The organism is Pseudarthrobacter sp. NPDC058362 (genome assembly GCF_042723515.1).
Classification (GTDB): domain Bacteria; phylum Actinomycetota; class Actinomycetes; order Actinomycetales; family Micrococcaceae; genus Arthrobacter.
On the sequence record NZ_JBHXIW010000007.1, the window covers coordinates 1 to 21221 of the forward strand.

The window sequence follows — 21221 nt, forward strand, 5'->3', positions numbered from 1 at the left end:
CAGGGTGTGAACGATGTCCCGACTCACCGGTGAAGCATCAACTGGGAACGATGTCCCGACTCATGTGAGAACTATGTCGTGAAACTAGACACCCCATTCTCCGCCCTTGTGATGAGTCGAGACATCGTTTACGGATGTGTCGGGTCATCGTTAACACCCCCGGTCTTAGGACCGGGGGTGTTCTTGTTGTCCGGGCCCTTTCAAAGTCCGTCCTGTTTTCGACGCGCATATTCATCGGCGCTGCGCATGTCCCCGGACGCGCCCCATATGTGGGCGTCGCCGGCGAGGATGCGCCTCGGCCGCAAGTTTGCGCGTCGAAACCCGACGGCGCAGGACCTGTTTCCCGGCTTGCGGGCTCCGTACACTGGGCCAATGTCATGCCGAATCAGCGAACTTGTCCTCGACTGCTCCGACCCCGAACTGCTCGCCCGCTTCTGGAGCGACGTCCTGGGCTATGTGGAGCTTGGCCGGGAAGACGGTGCCATCGAGATCGGACCGCCGGAGGGATTCGGCGGCCTGCAGCCCACGATCATCCTGAGCCCCAGCATCGATCCGCGGACGGGGAAGCTGCCGCTGCACATTGACGTCAACCCTGTGGACCGGGACCAGGCTGCGGAGCTGGACCGGCTGCTGGCCTTGGGCGCCCGGCCGGCCGATGTGGGACAGACCGGTGACGAGCAATGGCACGTCCTCGCCGACCCCGAGGGCAACGAGTTCTGCCTCCTCCGCAAGCGACTTGACGCCTGAGCCCGCCTCTACCCTGAAACCCCGCCCCATTCTGGGACCGCGTCAAATGTGCGCAGTGCTCTCAGGCGTCGGCCGCGGGCACTCCGAGGCGGCGGAGCCGTTCCCGGGCGGCCAGTTCACTGGGGCCCCTCGGTCCGAGCATGAGACGGACGACGCCGAGGACTGCCCGGGTGCCAAGCCGCACCGGAAGCGGGAACGGGCCAAGCCGCGGCGGAGTCAGCCCCAGCATCCGCTGGAACCTGGGCTCCAGGCTGTACACCGCGCCTGCGAACAGGACCCGGTAGCCCGGCCGCAGCAGGGGATGCAGGGGAGGGTTCCGGATGAACTCCACGGTTTCGGCCACGCGGGCGTCCGCCCGGAGCTCGCCGCTGCGGTACCAGTCATCCAGCTGCCGGCGCAGCTCCGCCTCGCTCATCGGCGGACCAGCGACGCCCATGAGCCTGCCGGCCTGCGACCACTCCCGGACGTAAGCGTCGGGTCCACCGGGAATCGGTTTCCCCCAGATCCTGTGTGCCGCCAGGAACCCGTCCGTGAACGCCAGGTGGATCCACGCCCCGAGCACGGGATCGTTGGCGCTGTAGTCCCGAAGGCTCCCGTCATTCCCGCGGTAGCTGCCCTGCACCGGCCCATGCAGCACGCGGACCCGGCGGGAAGCCTCTTCCGCAGCGGCCCGGGAGCCGTAGGTCACGGTGAAGATCCAGCGGATGGTGGCGGCCAGCCGCGCCAGCGGATCCGCGCGGAAGTCGGAATGCTCGTGGACGCCTGCCAGTGCCCCGGGGTGCAGGGACTGCATGAGGAGGGTGCGGATTCCGGCGACGATCGTGGACATGGAGCCATGCACGGCCCACACCGCTGAGCCCGGCAGGTGATAGCCGGCGTCGTCCCCGTCGGCCAGCCGCAGCGCCCACTCGGGCGGGGTGTCCGATTTGCCTGTGAACGTCTTCCTCAGTTCGTCCCGCCAGATCCGAAATAGCCCTCGCATACATCATTGTGGTCAGGCCGGAGCGCGGATATCCACATGATTCCCGAAGGGGTTCCCACGGCGCCGAAGCGTGTGGTCCCATGGAAATTACCGTCGAGACAGCGTGCGGGCCGACACGTCCTGGAGTCAATCGGTTGGGCAAGGTACGGGGTCACAACAGAGCCGAAAAGGGCCGGCAGTTGCCGGGGAATGCCGCGCGCATTCCGGAAGCGGTGCGTGCCGTCGCCCGTGCCGGCGCAGCCGGTGCACTGTCCCTTGCCCTGGGCATGTTGATCCTGCCGGGCGGGAACGGCAACGGGCCGGCGCCCCAGCCAGGCGTGCCGGCCATCGTGGCCGGGACCGGACGGCACGCCGCCGGCGTGGTGGGTGCCGGAATGCTGCCTGCCGCCGCCCTCACCGCAGACCATCGTGCGGCGCTCGACTTCCCGCGCACGGCGGTGGCTGCCGACGGAATTCCGTTGCGGGATTCAAAAGCCCGGGGCCCGGACGCCCGGAACGCACGGAACCCGAGTGGGCTCACAGTCATGCCGGCCGGAACGGTCAGGCTGCCTGCCGGCTACCTGCTGGCCCCGCTGGAGGTTTTGGTGCCAACGTCCCCGTTCGGTCTCCGGGCGAGCCCGATCAGCGGCCTGCCCGGAGATTTCCACCTCGGCCAGGACTATGCGGCCGCGTGCGGCACGCCGGTCTACGCCGCCGATTCGGGCTTGGTGCGCGCCGCCGGCTGGCATCCCTGGGGCGGCGGGAACCGGGTGGAGGTGGACCACGGCAACGGGCTCATCACCACCTACAACCATCTGGATTCGAGCACTGTCCGTGCCGGCGACGTGGTGCGGGCCGGGCAGGCCATCGCCCGCGTCGGCTCCACGGGGTGGTCCACGGGCTGCCACCTGCACTTCGAAACCATCCTCAACGGGCGCCACGTCAGCCCCCTGTCCTGGATACTCCTGCCGCTGTCGGCGCTCGCCGGCCTGCCGCCGGCCAGGCCGGGCGGACCATCTTGGGACGATCATCCCGGGGTCAGCACAGCGGGTTACGCACCTTGGGGCGTGCCGCCCCTACCTGGAAGTACGACGACGGCGCCCGCCCCTCCGGCGGCATCGCCCCCATCGGCGGCGCCTCCACCAAACGCATCCGCGCCGCTATCGGCTGCCCCGTCACCAACAGCAGAACCCGCGCCTGTGCCATCCTCTGCACCTGACTTGCCTCCGGCGGAACCCGCCCCTGCCCCCGCGGCCCCTGCCCAGCCGGAACCCACCGAACCCTCGGAGCCAGCTCCGGCAGAGTCACCCCCGGCAGAGTCACCCCCGGTAGAACCGGCCCCCGCGGAACCGCTGCCCCCCGAGCCATCACCCAAGCCGGGCGTCGCAGGGAAGGGGGCGCCGCCGTCGTCCGCTGCCCGTGAGGCAACTGCCCCCTCGAAGTGCGGTCAGGGAATTCCCAGCCGGGACCAGTACGCTGGACTGCCAGTTACGAACCATGAGTATGGACAACTTCGTGAGGACGCAGCCTGTGACATCCCTGTACCAGATACCCCTGACGCTGAATGACGGAACCGCCACGGATTTCAGCCGGTTCCGGGGGAAAGTCGTGATGGTGGTGAACGTCGCCTCCCAATGCGGGCTTACTCCGCAATACACGGGACTTGAAGCGCTCTACGAAAAGTTCCAGGACCGCGGATTCGAGATCCTGGGAGTGCCGTGCAACCAGTTCGCAGGGCAGGAACCGGGCAGTGACAGTGAAATTGCGGAGTTCTGCCAGCGCAATTTCGGTGTGACCTTTACCCTTACGGCCAAGGCCGACGTCCGGGGCAGGGCCCAGCATCCGCTCTACGCGGAACTGACCAAATTCAAGAACGGACCGCTGCCAGGCCTGGTGAAGTGGAACTTCGAAAAGTTCTTGGTGGGCAGGGATGGAAGGGTGGCTGCCCGGTTCGCACCCACCGTCGAACCCGATTCGGCCCAGGTCATCGACGCCATAGAGGCATTGCTTTAACTTTTTTCCACAAAGGAAGCCGCAATTTGCCCAAAATTTACCAAATGTCTGATTGGATAAACCTTACTGAAGGGTACAAGGGAAGAGCGGCTTCCCACCGACCACAGAGGTAGCAATGGAGCACATCGAGGCCGAACATCCCCGGCCACGCCACTTCCTACTCCACCTGAGCGATCCCCATCTGGTAGGCGGGCCCGAGCCCCTCTACGGCGCTGTTGACAGCGAAGCCCGGCTCATCCAGCTCTTCGAAGAAGTTAAAGAGTCAGGCGCGCGTCCCGAGGCCGTTATCTTTACCGGTGACCTGGCAGACAAGGGCGACCCGGAAGCCTACGCCAAGCTGCGCGCCATCGTGGAACCGGCCTGCGAAGAACTGGGCGCGGATGTCATCTGGGCCATGGGCAACCACGACAACCGGGCCAACTTCCGCAAGGGCCTGCTGGACCAGCCCGGGACGGACGCTCCCGTGGACCACAGCTACTTCATCAACGGCCTGCGCATTATCACCATGGACACCTCGGTCCCCGGCTACCACCACGGCGAACTCAGCGCCGCGCAGCTTGAATGGCTCGCCGCTGAACTGGCCACTCCAGCCCCGGATGGCACCATCCTGGCCCTGCACCACCCGCCCGTGCCATCCGTGCTGGACCTGTCCGTCCTGGTGGAGCTCCGGGACCAGGGCTCCCTGGCCGCAGTGGTGCGCGATTCCGATGTCCGCACCATCCTGGCCGGCCACCTGCACTACTCGACCACCGCCACGTTCGCCGGCATTCCTGTCTCCGTCGCTTCGGCCAGCTGCTACACCCAGGACCTGAACGTGCCGGTGGGCGGAACCCGCGGCCGGGACGGCGGGCAGGCATTCAACCTGGTCCACGTCTATGAGCACACCATCGTCCACTCCGTGGTTCCAATGGGAAGCTCGGCAACCGTGGGGGAGTACGTGACCCCCGAGGAGACGGCGCGGCGTCTCGAGGCTGCGGGTATCCGCATTCCGGAGACCGCCAAGCAGCGCCACACGGCCACCGTCCCGTCGCCGCGCTAGCTCGGGAGCCGCGGCAGCGGCGGGAGCAGGATCGCTGGCCCCGTGAGCGCGGACGACGGCGGCCGTGCGGCTACTTCTCCCAGGGCGCCTTGATGGGGTAGTACTTCTCCAGGAAGTCCGTGACCAGCGCGGCGCGTTCATCGGAGTCCACTTCGGGAAAGCTGCCGTCGTTCAGGCAGAACATGTCCATGTTCCGTTTTGCCAGCAGCTTGGGCAGGTAGTTCAGCCCGGACCGCATGGTGGTGTCCACGTAGCGGACTTTTGCCGCTGTCTGGGTCACGGCACGGCCGGTCAGCAGCGCGTAGTAGTGGTAGAAGGAATTGGTGACGGAGATGTTGTCCGCGGCCCGGAAGCGGCTTGCTGCCGTCTTCCGGAACTCCTCCGGGAACTCCTGCTCCATGGTCTCCACGACGCTCCGGCGCAGCGGGGCGGCAGTGTGCTCCAGGTGCCGGGTGGTGATCCGGCCGAAGCGGTTCCACAGCAGCTTGCGGTTGACGCGTGCCGCGTTCTCGAAGCCGCTGCGCTCCGCCGCGTTCTCGCCGAGCCCGATCCTGGTCTCGGCCTCAATGAACTTGGTGATGCCGCCGGGGGTGAAGAACAGGTCCGGGCTGACGGGGCGGCCGAAGAACATGTCGTCGTTCGAGTACAGGAAGTGCTCGGACAGGCCCTCGATGTGGTGCAGCTGGCACTCGACGGCCTGCGAGTTGTGCGTGGGCAGCACGGAAGGATCGGCGAAGAACTCCTCGCTGCGCACGATGGTCACGGCAGGGTGGTCGGCCAGCCACTCCGGCGCCGGTGAGTCGGTGGCGATGAAGACCCGCCGGATCCAGGGCGCGAACATGTACACGGACCGCAGCGCGTACTTGAGTTCGTTGATCTGCCGGAAACGGGCTTCGTGGTCGTCGCCCTCGCCCAGGACCGCGTCCTTTTGCTGGGCTCGGCGGGCCGCGATGTACTCCGGTGAGCTGCCGTCCACCCAGGAGAACACCAGGTCGATGTCGAAGCTGATGTCGCTGGCGTGGTCCGCGAACATGTTCTCGATGGTGGGCCACGTGTGCCCGTACCGCTCCACGGTGCCGCGGACCGCATCCTGCCGCAGGAGGGTCCGGCGGGTCAGCGAGTTCTCAATGGGGAGGATCAGTTCTTCACCTTCGAACGACCACAGCTCGATCTGCACACCAGCAGACGCGCCGAACTCGAAGCCGCCCTCCGGCTCCACCCGGGGCCGGTAGATGCGGAAGATACGGGCCTGCCTGCTCGGGGAGAGCTCGCCGTCCGCCACCAGTACCGAGGTCTTTTTCTTGGCGTCCACGGTCATGGAGTAGAAGGGCTCGTCGAGGCACGCCTCCACCATGGCGGCCCGGAGCTTCTTCCGGTCCTTCCAGTCCAGGGCGATGACCGGCCGGTCGTTGTTGCCTCGAACCAAGAGGTATGCCAGCCCGGCGTTCGCCAGCACGTTACGCAGGAACAGCAGGTCCTCCACCATCGCCTGGTAGGGCGTCCGGTTGTGGTTGATCAGGGCATAGCGTCCCTTGTGGCGGATCACATCAGGGCGGGGTTTGAGGCGTTTCTCCGCTGCCGCCGACGTGATTTCGTCATGGAATGGCTCCGCCACTGACGCCTGGGCGCCGTAGTAGACCTCGTCCTGGACCGCTGCTTCTGTAATGGTGGGCTCCGTGCTGTGAGGGGTAAATGTTCTTACTTGGATGATAGTCCTGTCCGGAAGGGGCTCAGATGCCCAGGGCCTCCCGCCAGCTGCGCAGGAAGGCCGCGCCGGCGTCGTCGTGGATCACCGTGTCCGGCAGCCCCAGGTCGGCGGCGGTGAGAATGGTGTAGGGCTTGACCGGGACCCCGTCGGCCGGGCGGACGTCCACGTGTTTGACCGGGTGGTCGTTGTGGTGGAGCCAGTCGGCCATGGCGTAATCGGTGCGGGAATCTCCCACCGTCCGCCACGCCTGCGGGGTGATGTGCTGGGCGGCGAGCAGTTCCACCGCGCGGCTGGCACCAAGATCCTTGCCCAGCCGCACCGACTCGATGTCTGTGGAAATAATGGTGGGATCCACGCGGTAGTCCACCTCGTCGTCGGAATTGGGCGCATGGTGATCCAGCCGCACCACGCCCAGGCCGTGGCGGGCCATCAGCTCCATGGCCTCGGCGTCGAACAGTGCCTGCTCTGCCAGATAGTCGGCGTTGGGGACCTCGATGTGCTGCTCTACGGAGACCATGGCGCGCTTGGTCTCGTCGAAGAACATGTGCGCTGCGTAGTCCTCGGCCACCAGCCGCCGCACGTCATCGCCATAGGCGGACGGGACGGCCAGGTCGTGGTCCACATGGACCGGGCCCGGGCCGGCAGAGGTGAAGCTGAACCACACCGCGCCCTTCTCGCACACGGCGTGGATGACGGTGCCGGACGGAATTCCTGCCTCGATCATCGGTTCCATGACCTGCTGGCGGATGAAGGCATCGGACCGGCCGGTGTTGAAGACCACCGGGATGCCGGCGGCGGCCAGCGCCACCAGGTCACCGATGATCCCGTCGGTGACCTCCCGGGTGACGGGGCTGGCGATGGGGCCGTCGACGTCGAGCAGCAGCGCGAGCGGCGGCGTAGCCGGCAAGGTGGTTCCGGGCGCGGGAACAGCAGGAAAATCCGAGGTCATGCACCTATTCTGTCAGCCGGTGAGAGCACCGGAAGGCTCCGACGGCGAAGATCGCCGCGTGTGACATGGTTACCTTTTGGCTACAACCTGGCGCCGGGCCGCGGATGATGCTTTCCCCGGGCCTGCCGCTTGCCTAGGGTGGCAGGGTGATCTTTAAAGCTGTGGGCGAGGGACGCCCCTACCCCGACCATGGTTACAACACGCCCAAGGATTGGGCGGCCCTGCCGCCACGTCCGGTGCGCCTGGACGAACTGGTCACCACCAAGCGCACCTTGGACCTCGAAGCACTCCTGGCCGAGGACTCAACATTCTTCGGCGACCTGTTCCCGCACGTTGTCCAGTACCAAGGGACGCTCTACCTGGAGGACGGGCTGCACCGTGCCGTCCGTACCGCGCTGCACCAGCGCACCGCGATCCACGCCCGGGTCCTGGTGCTTGATGGCTAGGAAAGTGCAGGATCCCAGCATCCTCCACGGCCACCACGTGGTCACCGGCCCTGAATTGCGCGCAACGTTCGAAGCAGCCCGCGCAGACCAGACCGCGCGGGTCCGGCGCCGGGCGCTGCACGGCGTTGTCCTGGTCCTGCTGCTGGGCCTCATCGCGGCCGGGATCATCACCGCGCTCGCCGTGCTGGACGAAAGACTCAAAATCCCCACGGCCGGCCCGGCGGAAGAGACCGTTTCCACCTGCCCCGACGCCACGTTCGACTACGTGTCCCCGGACAAGGTCAACGTGAATGTGTTCAACTCCACCAGCCGGCCGGGCCTGGCCGGGACAGTGGGCAAGGAGCTCCTGGCCCGCAAGTTCGTGGTGGGGGCCGTGGCCAACACCGAAGCCAACTACCGAGGCGCCGCCGCGGTGGTGTCCGGCGCGGCCGGGCAGTCCGCGGCATTTACCGTGCAGCGGCACCTGCCCGGGTCTGACTACTTCCAGGACAGCCGGACGGACGGCAGCGTGGACGTGATCCTGGCCCAGCAATACAGTGTGCTCACGCCGCCGGACCTGGTGGACCAGACTCCCGGCACGCTCAGCTGCCCGCGCGACAGCCGGCGCGTCGCCGACGACGACAAGTGGCCGGTGGTTCCGTCCGCGGCAGCCGGCTGACAGCGTTGCTCTATCAGCTTTGGTTCCCAAAAGGGCCTCTTAGGGACTACAGGTGATAGAGCAACGCTGTCAGTTGGCGGCGGGAGGCGGGCCGAGCCGCACGGGCCGGCCGTCGTCGTCGAACCTTGCTCCCGCGCCCTGCTGGATGAACCGCACCGTGCGCGCCACCCGCGCCTCCAGTTCCGCCGGCTCGTCGCTGCCGCGTGCCGCGCTTGAGGACAGCGTCCCAAGGATCAGCTGGGCCTGCTGCCCCACGTCCGCCGGGGGCAGGTAACCCTGCTCCATCCCGTCGCGCAGGATGCCCTGCAGCAGGACGCTCAGCTCGCCCACGTGGTCGGCCAGTTTGGCAAAGGACGACGGCGAGAGCACCGCCCCCATGGCAGGTCCCGGCGGGAGGTGGCGGCGGCTGAGGTCCACCACCTGGGCGCGCACGTACAGGGCGAGCCGCTCCACGGGGTTCTCGAGCCGGGCGAGGGAGTCACGGAGCTCGGTGAGGAACTTTTCGGTCTCATCCAGGGCGTAGGCGATGAGCAATTCTTCGATGTCCGCATAGTAGTTGTACACGGCGGTGCGGCCGATCCCGGCGTGCCGGGCGACGTCCGTCATGGTCAGACCCGGAAGGCCGTGCGAGAAGAGGAGCTCGCCGAAGGCCGTGAGGATGCGGCGTTGGGTATCCGCGCGTTGCTCCGCGTTGCTCGCCGCTGAAATCCTTGGCATACGGACACTTTACCGCGATGTGTCACCAAAAATTCTGCGTCAGGGGGTGCAGCCTTCCGGACCGCAGGCCTCGCCCGCTCCGACCATGACCAGGGGATTGGCTTCGTTCCAGGCCTGGTTCAGGGCTGCGGTGAAGGTTTCCTTGGGCTGCGCGCCGGACAGTCCGAATTTCCGGTCCAGCACGAAGAACGGGACGCCGCTGATGCCCAGGGTGCGGGCCTCGTCAAAGTCCGCCCGGACCTCGTCGGCGTATTTGTCGGTGGTGAACAGCTCTTCGACGTCCGCCGGGTCCAGGCCGAGGCCAGCGCCCAGTTCGGTCAGGTACTCGCGGCTGCCGACGTCCTTGCCGTGCTCGAAGTGGTCGCTGAGCAGTCGTTCCTTGGCGGCGTCCTGCAGCCCGTGGGCGGCGGCAAGGTGCAGCAGCCGGTGCGCAGTGAAGCTGTTGGCGACCACCACCTTGTCGAAGCGGTAGTTCAGGCCCACTCCTGCGGCCTGTTCGGCCACGTGTTCGAACATCTGCGTGACCTGCTGCGGGGCCAGGCCCTTCCGGGTGCTCAGGTACTGCAGCTCGGTGCCGGCGTAGTGGTCCGGGAGGGTGGGATCGAGCTGGAAGCTCCGCCACGTGACCTCCACGGACTCCCTGTGGGGGAATTCGGCCAGGGCAGCTTCGAACCGGCGCTTGCCGATGTAGCACCACGGGCAGGCGACGTCCGACCAGATCTCGATCTTCATGATTAAGGTAACGGGCCTGCGCCGGCGGCCATTCCGCCGTCGTCCTGTTACTTCCACCACAGCGGGCCTTGCGGCGGGGCGGATGGTGGGCAATAGTCGGGTGTAGGTCAAGCAGTGGCCCACGGCATAGATGCCAGGCCAACTGGGGGCCCGGCCAGTCATGATCCTGGGAGGCCTGGGATGCGGATTGGACTGGTTGCAGGACCATGGATTCCTGTCCCACCGCCTACATACGGTGGTATTGAACGAGTAGTGGACAGCCTGGCGCGCGGGTTCGCCGCCGCAGGCCACGAGGTGGTGCTGGCCGCGCCGTCGGACAGCACCTGCCCGGTCCGGCTGGCGCCCGGGATGCGTCCGGCCGCAGTGGAGGAACTGGGCTGCACCATGTCGGAGCTCAGCCACGTGGCCCGGGCATACCAAGGGCTTCGCGGCATGGACATCATCCATGACCACACCCTGGCCGGGCCGCTGTACCTCCACCGGCCGCGGGAGGTTCCAGTGGCCACCACCATCCACGGCCCGCTGCACGCGCAGGCCGTGGACATCTACCGCGCCATGGCAAGGGATTCGGCGATCATCGCGATCTCCCGTGACCAGGCCTCCCATGCCCCGGACGTCCCGGTATCCCGGGTGATCCACCACGGCATGGACGTGCAGGCGGTGCCGGTGGGGTCCGGACGCGGGGGGTACCTGTGCTTCGTGGGCCGGTCCTGCCCGGACAAGGGTCTGCTCGAGGCCATCATGCTCGCCCGCCGCGCCGGGATGCCGCTGCGGATCGCCGTCAAGATGCGCCAGCCCGAGGAACTGCGCTATTTCCGCGAGGTGATTGAACCCCTGCTGGGCGCCAATGAGGATTTCGTGGGCGAGGTGGGCGACGGGGAAAAGTACGCGCTGATGGGCGAAGCCCTGGCCTTCCTCAATCCGATCCAGTGGTCCGAACCCTTCGGGCTGGTGATGATCGAGGCGCTTGCCACGGGCACCCCGGTGATCGGCACTCGCATCGGCTCAGCGCCGGAAATCGTGGAGCACGGCCGCACCGGATTCCTGGGTGCGACGGAGAACCTGGCGGAATTCGTGCCGGCAGCAGCGGGGCTCAGCCGGGAGCTGTGCCGCAATACTGCGGAGCAGCGCTTCAGCGAAGAGCGCATGGTCAGCGAGCATCTGGAGCTTTTCCGCAAACTTCTTGAGGGTAAGGGCCCGGGAGGGGTTCCCCATGCTGTTGGTGTGCACCAGAATCAATAAGGTGCAGGCGCTGGTCCGCCGGCACTTACCCGACTTTGAGGAGGAACACCGTTCATGACCGCATGGAACGAAGATACCGAGGCCGCCGCTTCCGAGACCGGTTCGGTCACCGTGGTGGAGGGCTCCTCGTTCTGCATCTCGTCCGGAAGCGGTGACATCAGTTCCGACGGCGGTACGAACGGCGCGTTTTTCCAGGACACCAGGATTATTTCCCGGTGGGTCCTGCGCATCAACGGCTCGCTGCGCGAACCGCTGGTGGCCCAGCGGCCCCAGCCGTTCGGGGCTACGTTCGTGGGCCGGGCCAAATGGCCGGACGGCCGGTTCGACAGCCCGCTGGTGGTGCGCCAGGTGCGGCACATCGGCCCGGGACTCCAGGACGACATCACCCTGGAGAACTATTCGGGTGAGCCGGTGGAGTGCGAAATTGAGCTGCTGCTGGATGCGGACCAGGCGGACCTCTTCGACGTCAAGGGCGGCCGCACCTCGGACGGTCCGCGGCCTTCCCGCACGGTCCAGGACGGCCAGTTGGTCATCGAAACCAGCCGCAACGGGCAGCGCCGCGGCACCGCAGTCCGGGCCAAGGGCGCGGACGTCATGACCGACGGGCTGCGCTTCCGGGCCACGGTCCCGGCCCGCGGCAAGTGGGCCACCAGCGTCATCGTCGTGCCGCTGATCAACGGCGAGGCCCCGGCGGAGGCATTCACCGAATCCGGGCAGCCGCACCACCGGCAGGGAGTGCGGCGGCACCGGGACTGGGAGCAAAACGTCCCGCGCGTCACGGTAGGGGACAGCAACCTGCAGGCGGCGCTGAACCGCAGCCAGAGCGACCTGGGTTCGTTGCGTATCTTCGACCCCCACCACCCGGACCGCGCAGCGGTGGCTGCCGGTGCGCCGTGGTTCATGGCGCTGTTCGGCCGCGACTCGGTGCTGGCGTCCTACATGTCCCTGATGGTGGACCCCAATCTTGCCGCCGGCACCCTGCAGACCCTCGCCGGTCTCCAGGGGACCAAGGTGGACAACGATTCAGAGGAAGAACCGGGCCGCATTCCGCATGAGGTCCGGCTGGGCATCACCGCGGGCCTGTCGCTGGGCGGCACTGCCTACTACGGCACGGCTGACGCCACGCCGCTGTTTGTTGGCCTCCTGGGTGAACTGAGCCGATGGGGCCTCTCGGCCGACATCATCGAGTCCCTCCTGCCCCATGCCGACCGGGCGCTTGAGTGGATCGACAACTACGGTGACCGTGACGGCGACGGATTTGTGGAGTACCTGCGCCCCAACGACCATGGCCTGGTCAACCAGGGCTGGAAGGACTCTTGGGACGGCATCAACTTTGCTGACGGCACCATGGCGGAGGCGCCCATCGCCCTCTGCGAGGTGCAGGCCTATGTCTACTCTGCCTATGTGGGCCGTTCGCAGCTGGCCCGGTGGAGCGGGGACCAGGAGCTGGAACAGCACTGGGCGGGACGCGCCGCGGAGCTGAAGAAGGCGTTCAACGAAAAGTTCTGGCTGCCGGAGAAGGGCTACTTCGCCGAGGCGCTGGACAAGGACAAGCGCCCTGTTGACGCGCTGACCTCCAATATCGGCCACTGCCTGTGGGTGGGGATCGTGGACGAGGACAAAGCCGCGCAGGTGGTGGAGCACCTGATGTCCCCGCAGATGTTCACGGGGTGGGGGATCCGGACGCTTGCCTCCGACATGGGCGCCTACAATCCCGTCAGCTACCACAACGGCTCCGTCTGGCCGCACGACACGGCGCTGGTGGCCACGGGGTTGATGCGTTACGGCTTTGTGGAGGAAGCCCGGCGCGTGGCACAGGCCATTTTCGACGCCGCCGAGCACTTCGACGGCCGCCTGCCGGAGCTGTTCTGCGGTTTCGACCGCGGCGAATACCCTGGCCCGGTGCCTTACCCCACGGCGTGCTCGCCGCAGGCGTGGGCCGCGGCCGCTCCGGTGCAGCTGGCCCGCGTCCTCCTCCGGTTCGACCCCGACTTCACCCGCGGCGTCGTGCACCTGGCCCCCATCCTGGACCGGGATTTTGGGGAGTTCCGGGCTGAAAACGTCCTGCTGGACACCAGCCGGATCACCATCGCCGCCAACGGCGCGGAGGGCACCATCGAGGGCCTGCCGCCCGGCCTGCGTTTCCGCAGCGAACCGCGGCCGCCGCTCGAGGACCTGCTGGGCGGGCATGGCACAGGCCTTAAGGCCGGCCGGTAGATTCAGCCGAGGCGCAGCAGGGCAGATATTTTCAGGGCAGGGACCGTTCCATTACGAAATCGTGTTCGACGGCGGTTCCCAGCCTGAACGTCTTGGTTCCCACCTTCCGGAAACCGGACTTTTCGTAGAAGCGGACGGCCCGGGCGTTCTGGCTGTTCACGCCCAGCCAGATGCCCGCTCCGCCGGCCTCGGTGGCAGCCAACAGGCTGGCCTGCATGAGTTCCGCGGCGGCGCCCAGGCCATGGTGTTGCGGGTGGACGTAGCACTTGCTTAGTTCCACGCACGGCAGCAGGGTCAGGGCGGCAGCCACGTCCGGGTCGGCCGCGGGGCGGTTGACCAGGAGGCTGTATCCATTCAGCGTGCCGTCCGAATCCAGGACGAGGATGGTGGTGTCCGGGTCCGCGAGATACTGCCCGAAGTGCGTTTCGCTCAGCGTTCCGGCAAGGTGCGCGGCAATATCCTCAGGTGACGACGACGGCGGGCAGGCCAGCGGAAAGGTGACGGCGGCAAGGGCAGCCAATGCGCCGGCGTCGTCCGCTCTTGCCCTGCGGATGGTGTGGCCCATGTCCTCCCTTTCCCGTGTCGCCTATCAGGGTACGTCAGTCCTTGGAGCTGAAGGCGGCGTCGAAGGAAGCGGTGGAAGCCGGGAAGTCGTACTTCTTCAGCGCGGCGAGGGCCTCGGGGGCACCGTGCAGGCGGTCCATGCCGGCATCCTCCCATTCGACGGAGATCGGCCCGTCGTACCCGATCGCGGCCAGGGCCCGGAAGGACGCTTCCCACGGCACGTCCCCGCGGCCGGCGGAGACGAAGTCCCAGCCGCGGCGGGGATCGCCCCACGCGAGGTGCGAGCCCAGGACCGTGTTGCGGCCGGTCTGGCGGATCTTCGTGTCCTTGCAGTCCACGTGGTAGATCCGGTCCTTGAAGTCCCAAATGAATGAGACGGGGTCGATGCCTTGCCACATCATGTGCGACGGGTCCCAGTTCAGGCCGAACGCTTCCCGGTGGCCGATCGCTTCGAGGGTGCGGACGGTGGTCCAGTAGTCGTAGGCGATTTCGGAGGGATGGACCTCGTGGGCGAAACGGACGCCGCACTCGTCGAAGACGTCCAGGATGGGGTTCCAGCGGTCCGCGAAGTCCTGGTAGCCGGCGTCGATGACCTTCTCCGGGACGGGCGGGAACATCGCCACATACTGCCAGATGGCGGAGCCGGTGAAGCCGACGACGGTGTCCACGCCGAGTGCCTTGGCGAGCCGGGCGGTGTGCTGCATTTCCTCGGCCGCACGACGGCGGACGCCCTCCGGATCACCGTCGCCCCACACCTTCGACCGGACGATGGCCTGGTGGCGGAAGTCGATGGGGTCGTCGCACACGGCCTGGCCGGTGAGGTGGTTGGAGATGGCCCACACCTTGAGGTTGTACTTCTCCAGGACGGCGAGCTTGGATTCGACGTAGCCGGGCTCGGCCCAGCGCCAGGCGTCCAGATGGTCGCCGGAGACGGCGATTTCGAGGCCGTCGTAGCCCCAGCCGGAGGCAAGCTTGGCGACTTCTTCGAAGGGCAGGTCGGCCCACTGGCCGGTGAACAGGGTGAACGGGCGGGGCATGTCAGGCTCCTTCGGTTGCTGCAGGGCGCGCTGCCCCGGTGGTCGGGGCGGTCGGAAGCTGGATGAGGGCGCTTTTCGCGGCGGCGGACTCCTCCACGGCGCTGAGGACCCGCTGGACTTCCAGGCCTTCCTCGAACGACGGCGAGGGTGCTTCGCCTGCCGCGATGGCCGCCAGGAAGTCGCGGATTTCGTGCGTGAACGTGTGTTCCCAGCCGATGATGTGTCCCTGCGGCCACCATGCCGCAACGTAGGGATGTTCGGGTTCGTTGACCAGGATCCGCCGCAAGCCCTGCTCGCGGAGGGGCACGGTGGCGTCCAGAAAGCCGAGTTCGTTGAGGTTCTCCAGGTCGAAGAGGATGGAGCCCTTGTCGCCGTAGATCTCGAGGTTCAGGGAGTTCTTCCGGCCGGTGGCCACCCTGCTGACCTCGACTGAGGCGACCGCCCCGGAGGCGAGGGACAGCGTGGCCCAGGCGGCGTCGTCGACCGTTACCTCCTCCGGTCCTTCGGCACCAGGGCGCGAAGTCGTGAAGGTGTGGGTCCGGCCGGAGACCTCCGTGACCTGGTCTCCGAGGAGGAACAGGACCTGGTCGATGGCGTGGGAGGCGATGTCGCCCAGCGCCCCGGACCCGGCCGTTTCCTTCTTGAGCCGCCACGTCATGGGTGCTTGGTCATCGGCCAGCCAGTCCTGCAGGTACGCGGCGCGAACGTGCCGGATAGTGCCCAACCTGCCTTCGGCAATGAGTTCCCTTGCCAGGGCGAGGGCAGGCACGCGCCGGTAGTTGAAGCCCACCATGGACTGCACCCCCGTTGCCCGGGCCTTGGCGGCGGCCGCCGTCATGGCTTCCGCTTCGGCGAGGGTGTTGGCCAGCGGCTTCTCCAGCAGCACGTGCTTGCCCGCTTCGAGCGCCGCGATGGCGATCTCGGCGTGCATCCAGCCGGGGGCGCAGACGTCGACGACGTCGATATCGTCCCGGGCGATCACCTCGCGCCAGTCGGTGGCCGACTCAGCCCAGCCGTATCTTGCCGCGGCTTCGGCCACCGCCGCGGCGTCCCGGCCTACCAGGACCTTCTGCTCGAAAGCGGGGACGTCAAAGAAAGCGGCAACGTTGCGCCAGGCGTTCGAGTGGGCCTTCCCCATGAACGCGTAACCGATCATGGCCACGCCCAGGGTTCCGGTGCTGTTCGAGTTGCCGGTGTCTCGGAGTGAAGTCATAGTGGTCTTCCTAAAGGGTGGCGGCTTCCGGGGCCCAGTCCTCCGGGAGGGCCGGGGATGCCGGAGCGGAGCTGTCGACGTCCACGAAGGTGCCGGACTCCATCGACTCGGTGATCGAGACCAGGCTGTCCAGCACGTGGTAAGCCAGGTCGCCGGTGGCGCGGTGGGGCACTCCGGCGCGGATGGAGCGGGCCATGTCCAGGACACCCATGCCCCGGCCGTTCGCCGGACCGGTGGCCGCAATGGTCGTCCAGTCTTCGTCTCCTGCGCGCCAGAGGCGGATATCGCCGTCGAAATAGTTGGGGTCCGGCAGCGACAGGGTGGCTTCGGTGCCGGTGATCTCCACGAAGCCCATCCGTACGCGGGGGGACTCGAAGGAGAACACGCTGTGCGAGGACGCACCGGACTCAAACTGTGCCATCGCCGAAACGTGGGTAGGCACCTCGACGGTGAACTCCTCGCCTGCCTTCGGACCGGAGCCGATCACGCGGACGTCCTTGGCCTTGGAACCGATGGCGGCCACCTTGCGGATGGACCCGAAGGCCTGGACGAGGGCGGTGAGGTAGTACGGGCCCATATCGAACAGTGGGCCGGCACCGTACTGGAACAGGAACGCCGGGTTGGGGTGCCAGGATTCCGGGCCGGGTGTCTGGAACGTGGTCATGGCGGTCAGCGGGGTGCCGATGTCGCCACGCTGGATCAGCCGCAGGGCGGTCTGCAGCCCGGCGCCGAGGAAGGTGTCGGGGGCGGTGCCGAGCCTTCTTCCGGCCGCGTCCGCCTGTTTGAGCAGGCCAAGGCCGGACTCCCGGTCCAGGGAGAACGGCTTCTCGGTCCAGACGTGCTTGCCGGCGCTGACGGCGGCGGCCGCCACTTCAACGTGCGCGGCCGGGATGGTCAGGTTGACGATGATTTCGACGTCCGGGTGGTTCAGCGCCTTCTCCGGCGTTCCCCATTCCGGAATTCCGTACTCCTTGGCCCGGGCTTCCGCCGCCTCCTCGAAGAGATCGGCGATGACAAGGACCCTGAGGTCCGGGAAGACGGTCAGGTTGTCCAGGTACTGCTTGCTGATGTTGCCGGCGCCAATAATGCCGACGCCGACCGGGCCTCTGCGGACCGCTGCGGCAGCTGCGGGGGTGCTCATGCCTTGATCCCTTCGCCGGAGGCCTGCAGGAACGAGAGGCTCTGGGCGATGCCCTCGAAGATGTCCCCGGCGTAGTCATCGAACTCCACGACGCCCACTTCCAGGGATTTTGCGGCCACGATGACGTCCAGTACCGGCAGCTTGCCTTGGCCTGCCGGAAGCTGCGCGGTGGTGTCGGTGGTGAGCGGTCCGTCCTTGATGTGGATGAATTTCACCCGGTCACCCAGTTTGGCGAGGATGTCCACCGGGTCCTTGCCGCCGACGGCCACCCAGTACGTGTCGACCTCCAGGACCACTTCCGGGTCCAGCAGGTCCGCGCAGTACTCCAGCGCGGTGCGGCCCTCGATCGTGGACTCCAGCTCCCAGGCGTGGTTGTGGTAGCCCACCCGGATGCCGTACTTGGCACCTTTCTTGGCCGCCTCGTTGAGCTTGTTGGCCGTGGCCCGGATGTTTTCGGCCTTCTGCCAGTGCTCCGCCGGGATGTGGGGATCGATCACGGTGGTGATGCCGAGCTCTTTAGCTGCGGCGAAGATTTCGTCCTGGTCATGGCTCAGCAGCGGAGCGTGGCCGGAGGGCGCGGCGAGGCCGGTCTCCTTGAGAGCGGCACCGAGTTCCTTGGCGTTGGCAACAAAGTTGTAGGGCTCAACCTGGGCGAACCCGATCTCTGCAACGCGGCGGATGGTCCCGGCGAGGTCCTCTTCCAACGGCCGCCGAAGAGTGTAAAGCTGAAGCGAATAATCCATAGCGTGCACGTCCTTGCTGCTCGGAGCCCATGTGCGGCAGCACATCGTCGCGGGGTTTTCTTCAACGTACGGCGACTTTTGACGCAAGTCAATCAAAAGTCGCAGATTTCTCGGGACTAAGCGGCGTCGGTGTGCTATTCCTTAACGCATGGCGATCGTTTCCAGGAATCAGCAGCGGCCAACACAGGAAGCCGCGCTGCTTTCGCGGACCGGTGACCTCTTTCAGTTGCTGCGGGACGGCAAGGCCCGGACGCGGTCAGAACTTGCGGACATCACCGGCCTGGCCCGGACTACTGTGGCGGCCCGGATTGATGCCCTCCTGGCCATGGGGCTGGTGGACACCGCCGGCGAGGCTGCCTCCTCAGGCGGACGTCCGCCGTCGAAATTCGCCTTCAACGCAGGCGTCAAGGTAGTCCTCGCTGCCGACGTGGGCGCCACCCATGCCTCCGTTGCAGCTACGGACCTTAACGCGACCATCCTGGCCCGTCACTCCGAGGCCATCGACATAGCCGAAGGGCCGGAGCCCGTCCTGAACAGGGTCATCGAGATCGGGCAAAAGCTCCTGGAGGACGTCGGGCGGGACCGTCGTGATCTCGCCGGGGTAGGGATCGGCCTGCCGGGGCCGGTGGAGCACAGCTCCGGTCGCCCGGTGAAGCCCCCCATCATGCCGGGGTGGGACGGCTTCGATGTGGCCGGGTATGTCGGTGAACGCCTGGCCACGGACGTCCTGGTGGATAACGACGTGAACATCATGGCCATCGGGGAGCGCTACGCCCACTGGCAGGACTTTCAGAACGTGCTGCTGGTCAAGGTGGCGACCGGCATCGGCGCCGGCATCATCAGCAACGGCGAAATCCAGCGGGGGGCCGACGGAACCTCCGGCGACCTTGGCCATGTCCGGGTGCCTGACGGCGAGGATGTGCAGTGCCGTTGCGGCAACACCGGTTGCCTCGAGGCGCTCGCGTCCGGCCCCGCCCTCGCGGCCAAGCTTCGCGCCGAAGGGATCGAAGCCACCACGAGCACGGATGTGGTGGACCTGGCGGCCAAGGGCAATGTCCAGGCGATCCATGCCCTCCGCCAAGCAGGGCGGGACCTGGGGGAGGTGCTGGCATTCTGCGTCAACCTGCTCAACCCGTCCGTCATTGTGGTGGGTGGAAGCCTGGCCCGCGCCGGTGACCAGTTGCTGGCGGGCGTCAGGGAAGCGGTCTACCGCCGGTCGCTTCCACTGGCCACGTCCCGGCTGCGCATCGAGCAGGCCAAAGCTCCGGCGGACGCCGCCATCCTGGGTGCCAGCAGGATGGTGATCGACCATGTCCTCTCTCCCGAGGTAGTGGAAACTGCCATCCGGAACGCTTCGCCGGCCAACTGAGGGGCTTTCCAGACGGCCCTGGCGGCGCCTTTCGCCGGGGCGTACTTTTGCGTGTCTTCGGGCCATTCAACGGTACGCGGAGGACCTGAAAATTCACTTCGGATTTTGTTGACATAGATCACACTCCGTGGAAATCTGCTTACAGCGGTGAGCTTGCAGACTTTTGATTCAGTGACGTTGAAAGTCGGGGGTTATCGTCCGATCTTCCCGCAAAACCGGCGAGTGAGCGGCCTGAAAGCTCGAGAACGGCCGGTGGTGCGGATCATGCCACCCCGAAAGGAAACCCGTGAAGGCACCCATGCCAGCCAGACGCCGTCGTCTTGCCCAGAGTGTTGCAGCAACCGTAGTGGCGGGCGTCATGCTCGCCGGCTGTGGAAACCAGCCGGCCTCAAACTCAACGGAGGCGCCGGCTGCCGCCGCGGCCGATCCCAAGAGCGCGGAAGGCGCAAAGGGAAACGTCACCCTGTGCGGCGGCAAAGACGCCAGCGGCATCCACAAGAACACCACCGCCGCCTTCAACAAAGCCAACCCCGGCATGACGGCGAAGTACACCGAGATCGGTTCCACCACGGACGAGTCCCGCACCCAGGCGGTCCAGCGGCTGGAGGGCAAGTCCACAGAGTGCGACATTTTCATGACGGACGTCATCTGGACCGCGGAGTTCGCCTCGCAGGGCTGGCTGCTCGACCAGACCGAACTGATTGACGGAATCAAGGACCGGCTCATCCCGTCCACCACGGAGTCTGCAAAGTACGACGGGAAGTACTGGGCGACGCCGTTCTATACGAACGCCGGCCTCATCTACTACCAGAAGGACAAGGTGGCAAAGCCGGAAACCTGGCAGCAGCTTTACGAAGAGGCGGCCAAGGCCCCGGGCAACGGCCTGGTCTACCAGGGTAAGCAGTACGAAGGCCTGACCGTGAACTTCCTCGAACTCCTCTACAGCGCCGGGGGAGAAGTGCTGGACGATGCCGGTGAAGTGGTAGTGGACAACGACACCACGCGGAAGGTCCTGGAGTTCATGGCCGGCGGCATCAAGAACGGATCTGCGGACCGCGCCGTGCTGACCTACAGCGAGGACCCGACGCGCCTGGCCTACGAGTCCGGAAACTTCGGGTACCAGCGAAACTGGCCGCACGTCTACCGGTTGCTGAACGCCACGAAGATGGCGGGCACTTTCGGGGTGGCGCCGCTTCCGTCCTTCGACGGTTCGAGCAAGGCCAGCGGTGTGTTGGGCGGCTGGAACTTCTCCATCTCCGCGCACTCCACCAACCCCGGAGCGGCGGTCGCGTACATCAACTTTGCCACCTCCCCGGACTGGCAGAAGCATGTTGCCATGGACAACTCCCAGGCGCCGGTGAACGAGGCCGCCTACTCGGATCCGGACGTCGTAGCCAAGATGCCGTTCGCGGCTGAGCTGCTTGACTCGGTGAAGGGCGCCAAGCCGCGGCCGGTGTCCCCGGTGTACCCCCAGATCTCCCAGGCCATCAACAAGAACGTCTACGCTGTCCTCTCCGGCGAAGCCACCGCCGACGAGGCCACCAAACGGATGGCTGAAGAGATCGAAACCGCCAAGGCGACCTTCTGACCATGGCACCCCAGGTCCTGACCCCGGGTCGGGGGGGGGCGCCCGGCCCCCGCCCCCCCCCCCCCCACAATTTGTGAAATTGAAATATATGGTGCCCACAAACGGGGGTAACCCCCCAAAAAATGTAGACAAACAGG

20 protein-coding genes are annotated in these 21221 nt (G+C 66.7%); 10 read left to right on the plus strand and 10 right to left on the minus strand.

What is annotated here, in order from left to right; all coding sequences use genetic code 11:
- Nucleotides 1-372: 372 nt before the first annotated feature.
- Nucleotides 373-747 carry a VOC family protein gene (locus ACFWIX_RS13320; RefSeq protein WP_377216612.1) on the plus strand — a complete coding sequence of 125 codons (375 nt, stop codon included), beginning with the start codon at nt 373-375 and terminating at the stop codon, nt 745-747.
- Between the two features lie 61 nt (nt 748-808).
- On the opposite strand, the gene ACFWIX_RS13325 is transcribed toward ACFWIX_RS13320, so the two are convergent.
- A complete protein-coding gene (locus tag ACFWIX_RS13325) occupies nt 809-1729 on the minus strand; it encodes an oxygenase MpaB family protein (RefSeq protein ID WP_377216613.1) in 921 nt (306 codons plus the stop codon).
- A 179-nt stretch (nt 1730-1908) separates the two neighbouring features.
- Between ACFWIX_RS13325 and ACFWIX_RS13330 the strand changes: the two genes are divergently transcribed.
- The 3 genes from ACFWIX_RS13330 (at nt 1909) to ACFWIX_RS13340 (ending at nt 4760) form a co-directional block, all read left to right on the plus strand.
- The gene (locus tag ACFWIX_RS13330) at nt 1909-3276 is read left to right on the plus strand and encodes a M23 family metallopeptidase (protein ID WP_377216614.1); all 1368 of its coding nucleotides are present in this window, start codon (nt 1909-1911) and stop codon (nt 3274-3276) included.
- Nucleotides 3239-3721: a glutathione peroxidase gene (locus ACFWIX_RS13335; RefSeq protein WP_377216615.1), complete on the plus strand. Its 483-nt coding sequence runs from the start codon at nt 3239-3241 to the stop codon at nt 3719-3721. The genes ACFWIX_RS13330 and ACFWIX_RS13335 overlap by 38 nt, the downstream gene beginning before the upstream one ends.
- Nucleotides 3722-3836: 115 nt before the next feature.
- Nucleotides 3837-4760, plus strand: a complete 924-nt coding sequence (locus ACFWIX_RS13340) for a phosphodiesterase (RefSeq protein ID WP_377216616.1) — start codon at nt 3837-3839, stop codon at nt 4758-4760.
- Between the two features lie 70 nt (nt 4761-4830).
- Here the strand turns inward: ACFWIX_RS13340 and ACFWIX_RS13345 are convergent, their stop codons facing one another.
- Nucleotides 4831-6246, minus strand: a complete 1416-nt coding sequence (locus ACFWIX_RS13345) for a stealth family protein (RefSeq protein ID WP_377216744.1) — start codon at nt 6244-6246, stop codon at nt 4831-4833.
- 244 nt (nt 6247-6490) lie between these two features.
- The gene (locus ACFWIX_RS13350) at nt 6491-7417 is read right to left on the minus strand and encodes a hypothetical protein (protein ID WP_377216617.1); all 927 of its coding nucleotides are present in this window, start codon (nt 7415-7417) and stop codon (nt 6491-6493) included.
- A 146-nt stretch (nt 7418-7563) separates the two neighbouring features.
- Between ACFWIX_RS13350 and ACFWIX_RS13355 the strand changes: the two genes are divergently transcribed.
- On the plus strand, nt 7564-7863 hold the full coding sequence (locus ACFWIX_RS13355) for a type II toxin-antitoxin system VapB family antitoxin (RefSeq protein WP_377216618.1): 300 nt from the start codon (nt 7564-7566) through the stop codon (nt 7861-7863).
- Nucleotides 7856-8521, plus strand: a complete 666-nt coding sequence (locus ACFWIX_RS13360; RefSeq protein WP_377216619.1) for a LytR C-terminal domain-containing protein — start codon at nt 7856-7858, stop codon at nt 8519-8521. Before ACFWIX_RS13355 ends, ACFWIX_RS13360 begins: the two co-directional genes overlap by 8 nt.
- A 69-nt stretch (nt 8522-8590) precedes the next feature.
- Here the strand turns inward: ACFWIX_RS13360 and ACFWIX_RS13365 are convergent, their stop codons facing one another.
- Both ACFWIX_RS13365 and ACFWIX_RS13370 read right to left on the minus strand, forming a co-directional pair.
- Nucleotides 8591-9238 carry a TetR/AcrR family transcriptional regulator gene (locus ACFWIX_RS13365; RefSeq protein WP_377216620.1) on the minus strand — a complete coding sequence of 216 codons (648 nt, stop codon included), beginning with the start codon at nt 9236-9238 and terminating at the stop codon, nt 8591-8593.
- 39 nt (nt 9239-9277) lie between these two features.
- Nucleotides 9278-9970, minus strand: a complete 693-nt coding sequence (locus tag ACFWIX_RS13370) for a DsbA family protein (RefSeq protein WP_377216621.1) — start codon at nt 9968-9970, stop codon at nt 9278-9280.
- 180 nt (nt 9971-10150) lie between these two features.
- Here ACFWIX_RS13370 and ACFWIX_RS13375 point away from each other — a divergent pair, with 180 nt between their 5' ends.
- A complete protein-coding gene (locus ACFWIX_RS13375) occupies nt 10151-11212 on the plus strand; it encodes a glycosyltransferase family 4 protein (RefSeq protein ID WP_377216622.1) in 1062 nt (353 codons plus the stop codon).
- 54 nt (nt 11213-11266) lie between these two features.
- Nucleotides 11267-13429 carry a glycogen debranching N-terminal domain-containing protein gene (locus ACFWIX_RS13380; protein WP_377216623.1) on the plus strand — a complete coding sequence of 721 codons (2163 nt, stop codon included), beginning with the start codon at nt 11267-11269 and terminating at the stop codon, nt 13427-13429.
- Nucleotides 13430-13460: 31 nt separating this feature from the next.
- Here ACFWIX_RS13380 and ACFWIX_RS13385 read toward each other — a convergent pair whose 3' ends face one another.
- The 5 genes from ACFWIX_RS13385 to ACFWIX_RS13405 are packed head-to-tail and all read right to left on the minus strand — an operon-like array spanning nt 13461 to nt 18127.
- A complete protein-coding gene (locus ACFWIX_RS13385) occupies nt 13461-13994 on the minus strand; it encodes a GNAT family N-acetyltransferase (protein WP_377216624.1) in 534 nt (177 codons plus the stop codon).
- Between the two features lie 34 nt (nt 13995-14028).
- On the minus strand, nt 14029-15030 hold the full coding sequence (locus tag ACFWIX_RS13390) for a sugar phosphate isomerase/epimerase family protein (RefSeq protein WP_377216625.1): 1002 nt from the start codon (nt 15028-15030) through the stop codon (nt 14029-14031).
- A 1-nt stretch (nt 15031) separates the two neighbouring features.
- Complete coding sequence (locus ACFWIX_RS13395) at nt 15032-16243, minus strand: Gfo/Idh/MocA family protein (RefSeq protein WP_377216626.1); 1212 nt, start codon at nt 16241-16243, stop codon at nt 15032-15034.
- A gap of 10 nt (nt 16244-16253) precedes the next feature.
- Nucleotides 16254-17384: a Gfo/Idh/MocA family protein gene (locus ACFWIX_RS13400; protein WP_377216627.1), complete on the minus strand. Its 1131-nt coding sequence runs from the start codon at nt 17382-17384 to the stop codon at nt 16254-16256.
- Nucleotides 17381-18127 carry a sugar phosphate isomerase/epimerase family protein gene (locus ACFWIX_RS13405; protein WP_377216628.1) on the minus strand — a complete coding sequence of 249 codons (747 nt, stop codon included), beginning with the start codon at nt 18125-18127 and terminating at the stop codon, nt 17381-17383. The genes ACFWIX_RS13400 and ACFWIX_RS13405 overlap by 4 nt, the downstream gene beginning before the upstream one ends.
- Before the next feature lie 148 nt (nt 18128-18275).
- Between ACFWIX_RS13405 and ACFWIX_RS13410 the strand changes: the two genes are divergently transcribed.
- Both ACFWIX_RS13410 and ACFWIX_RS13415 read left to right on the plus strand, forming a co-directional pair.
- The gene (locus tag ACFWIX_RS13410; RefSeq protein WP_377216629.1) at nt 18276-19496 is read left to right on the plus strand and encodes an ROK family protein; all 1221 of its coding nucleotides are present in this window, start codon (nt 18276-18278) and stop codon (nt 19494-19496) included.
- A 298-nt stretch (nt 19497-19794) separates the two neighbouring features.
- On the plus strand, nt 19795-21084 hold the full coding sequence (locus ACFWIX_RS13415) for an ABC transporter substrate-binding protein (protein ID WP_377216630.1): 1290 nt from the start codon (nt 19795-19797) through the stop codon (nt 21082-21084).
- Nucleotides 21085-21221 lie beyond the last annotated feature (137 nt).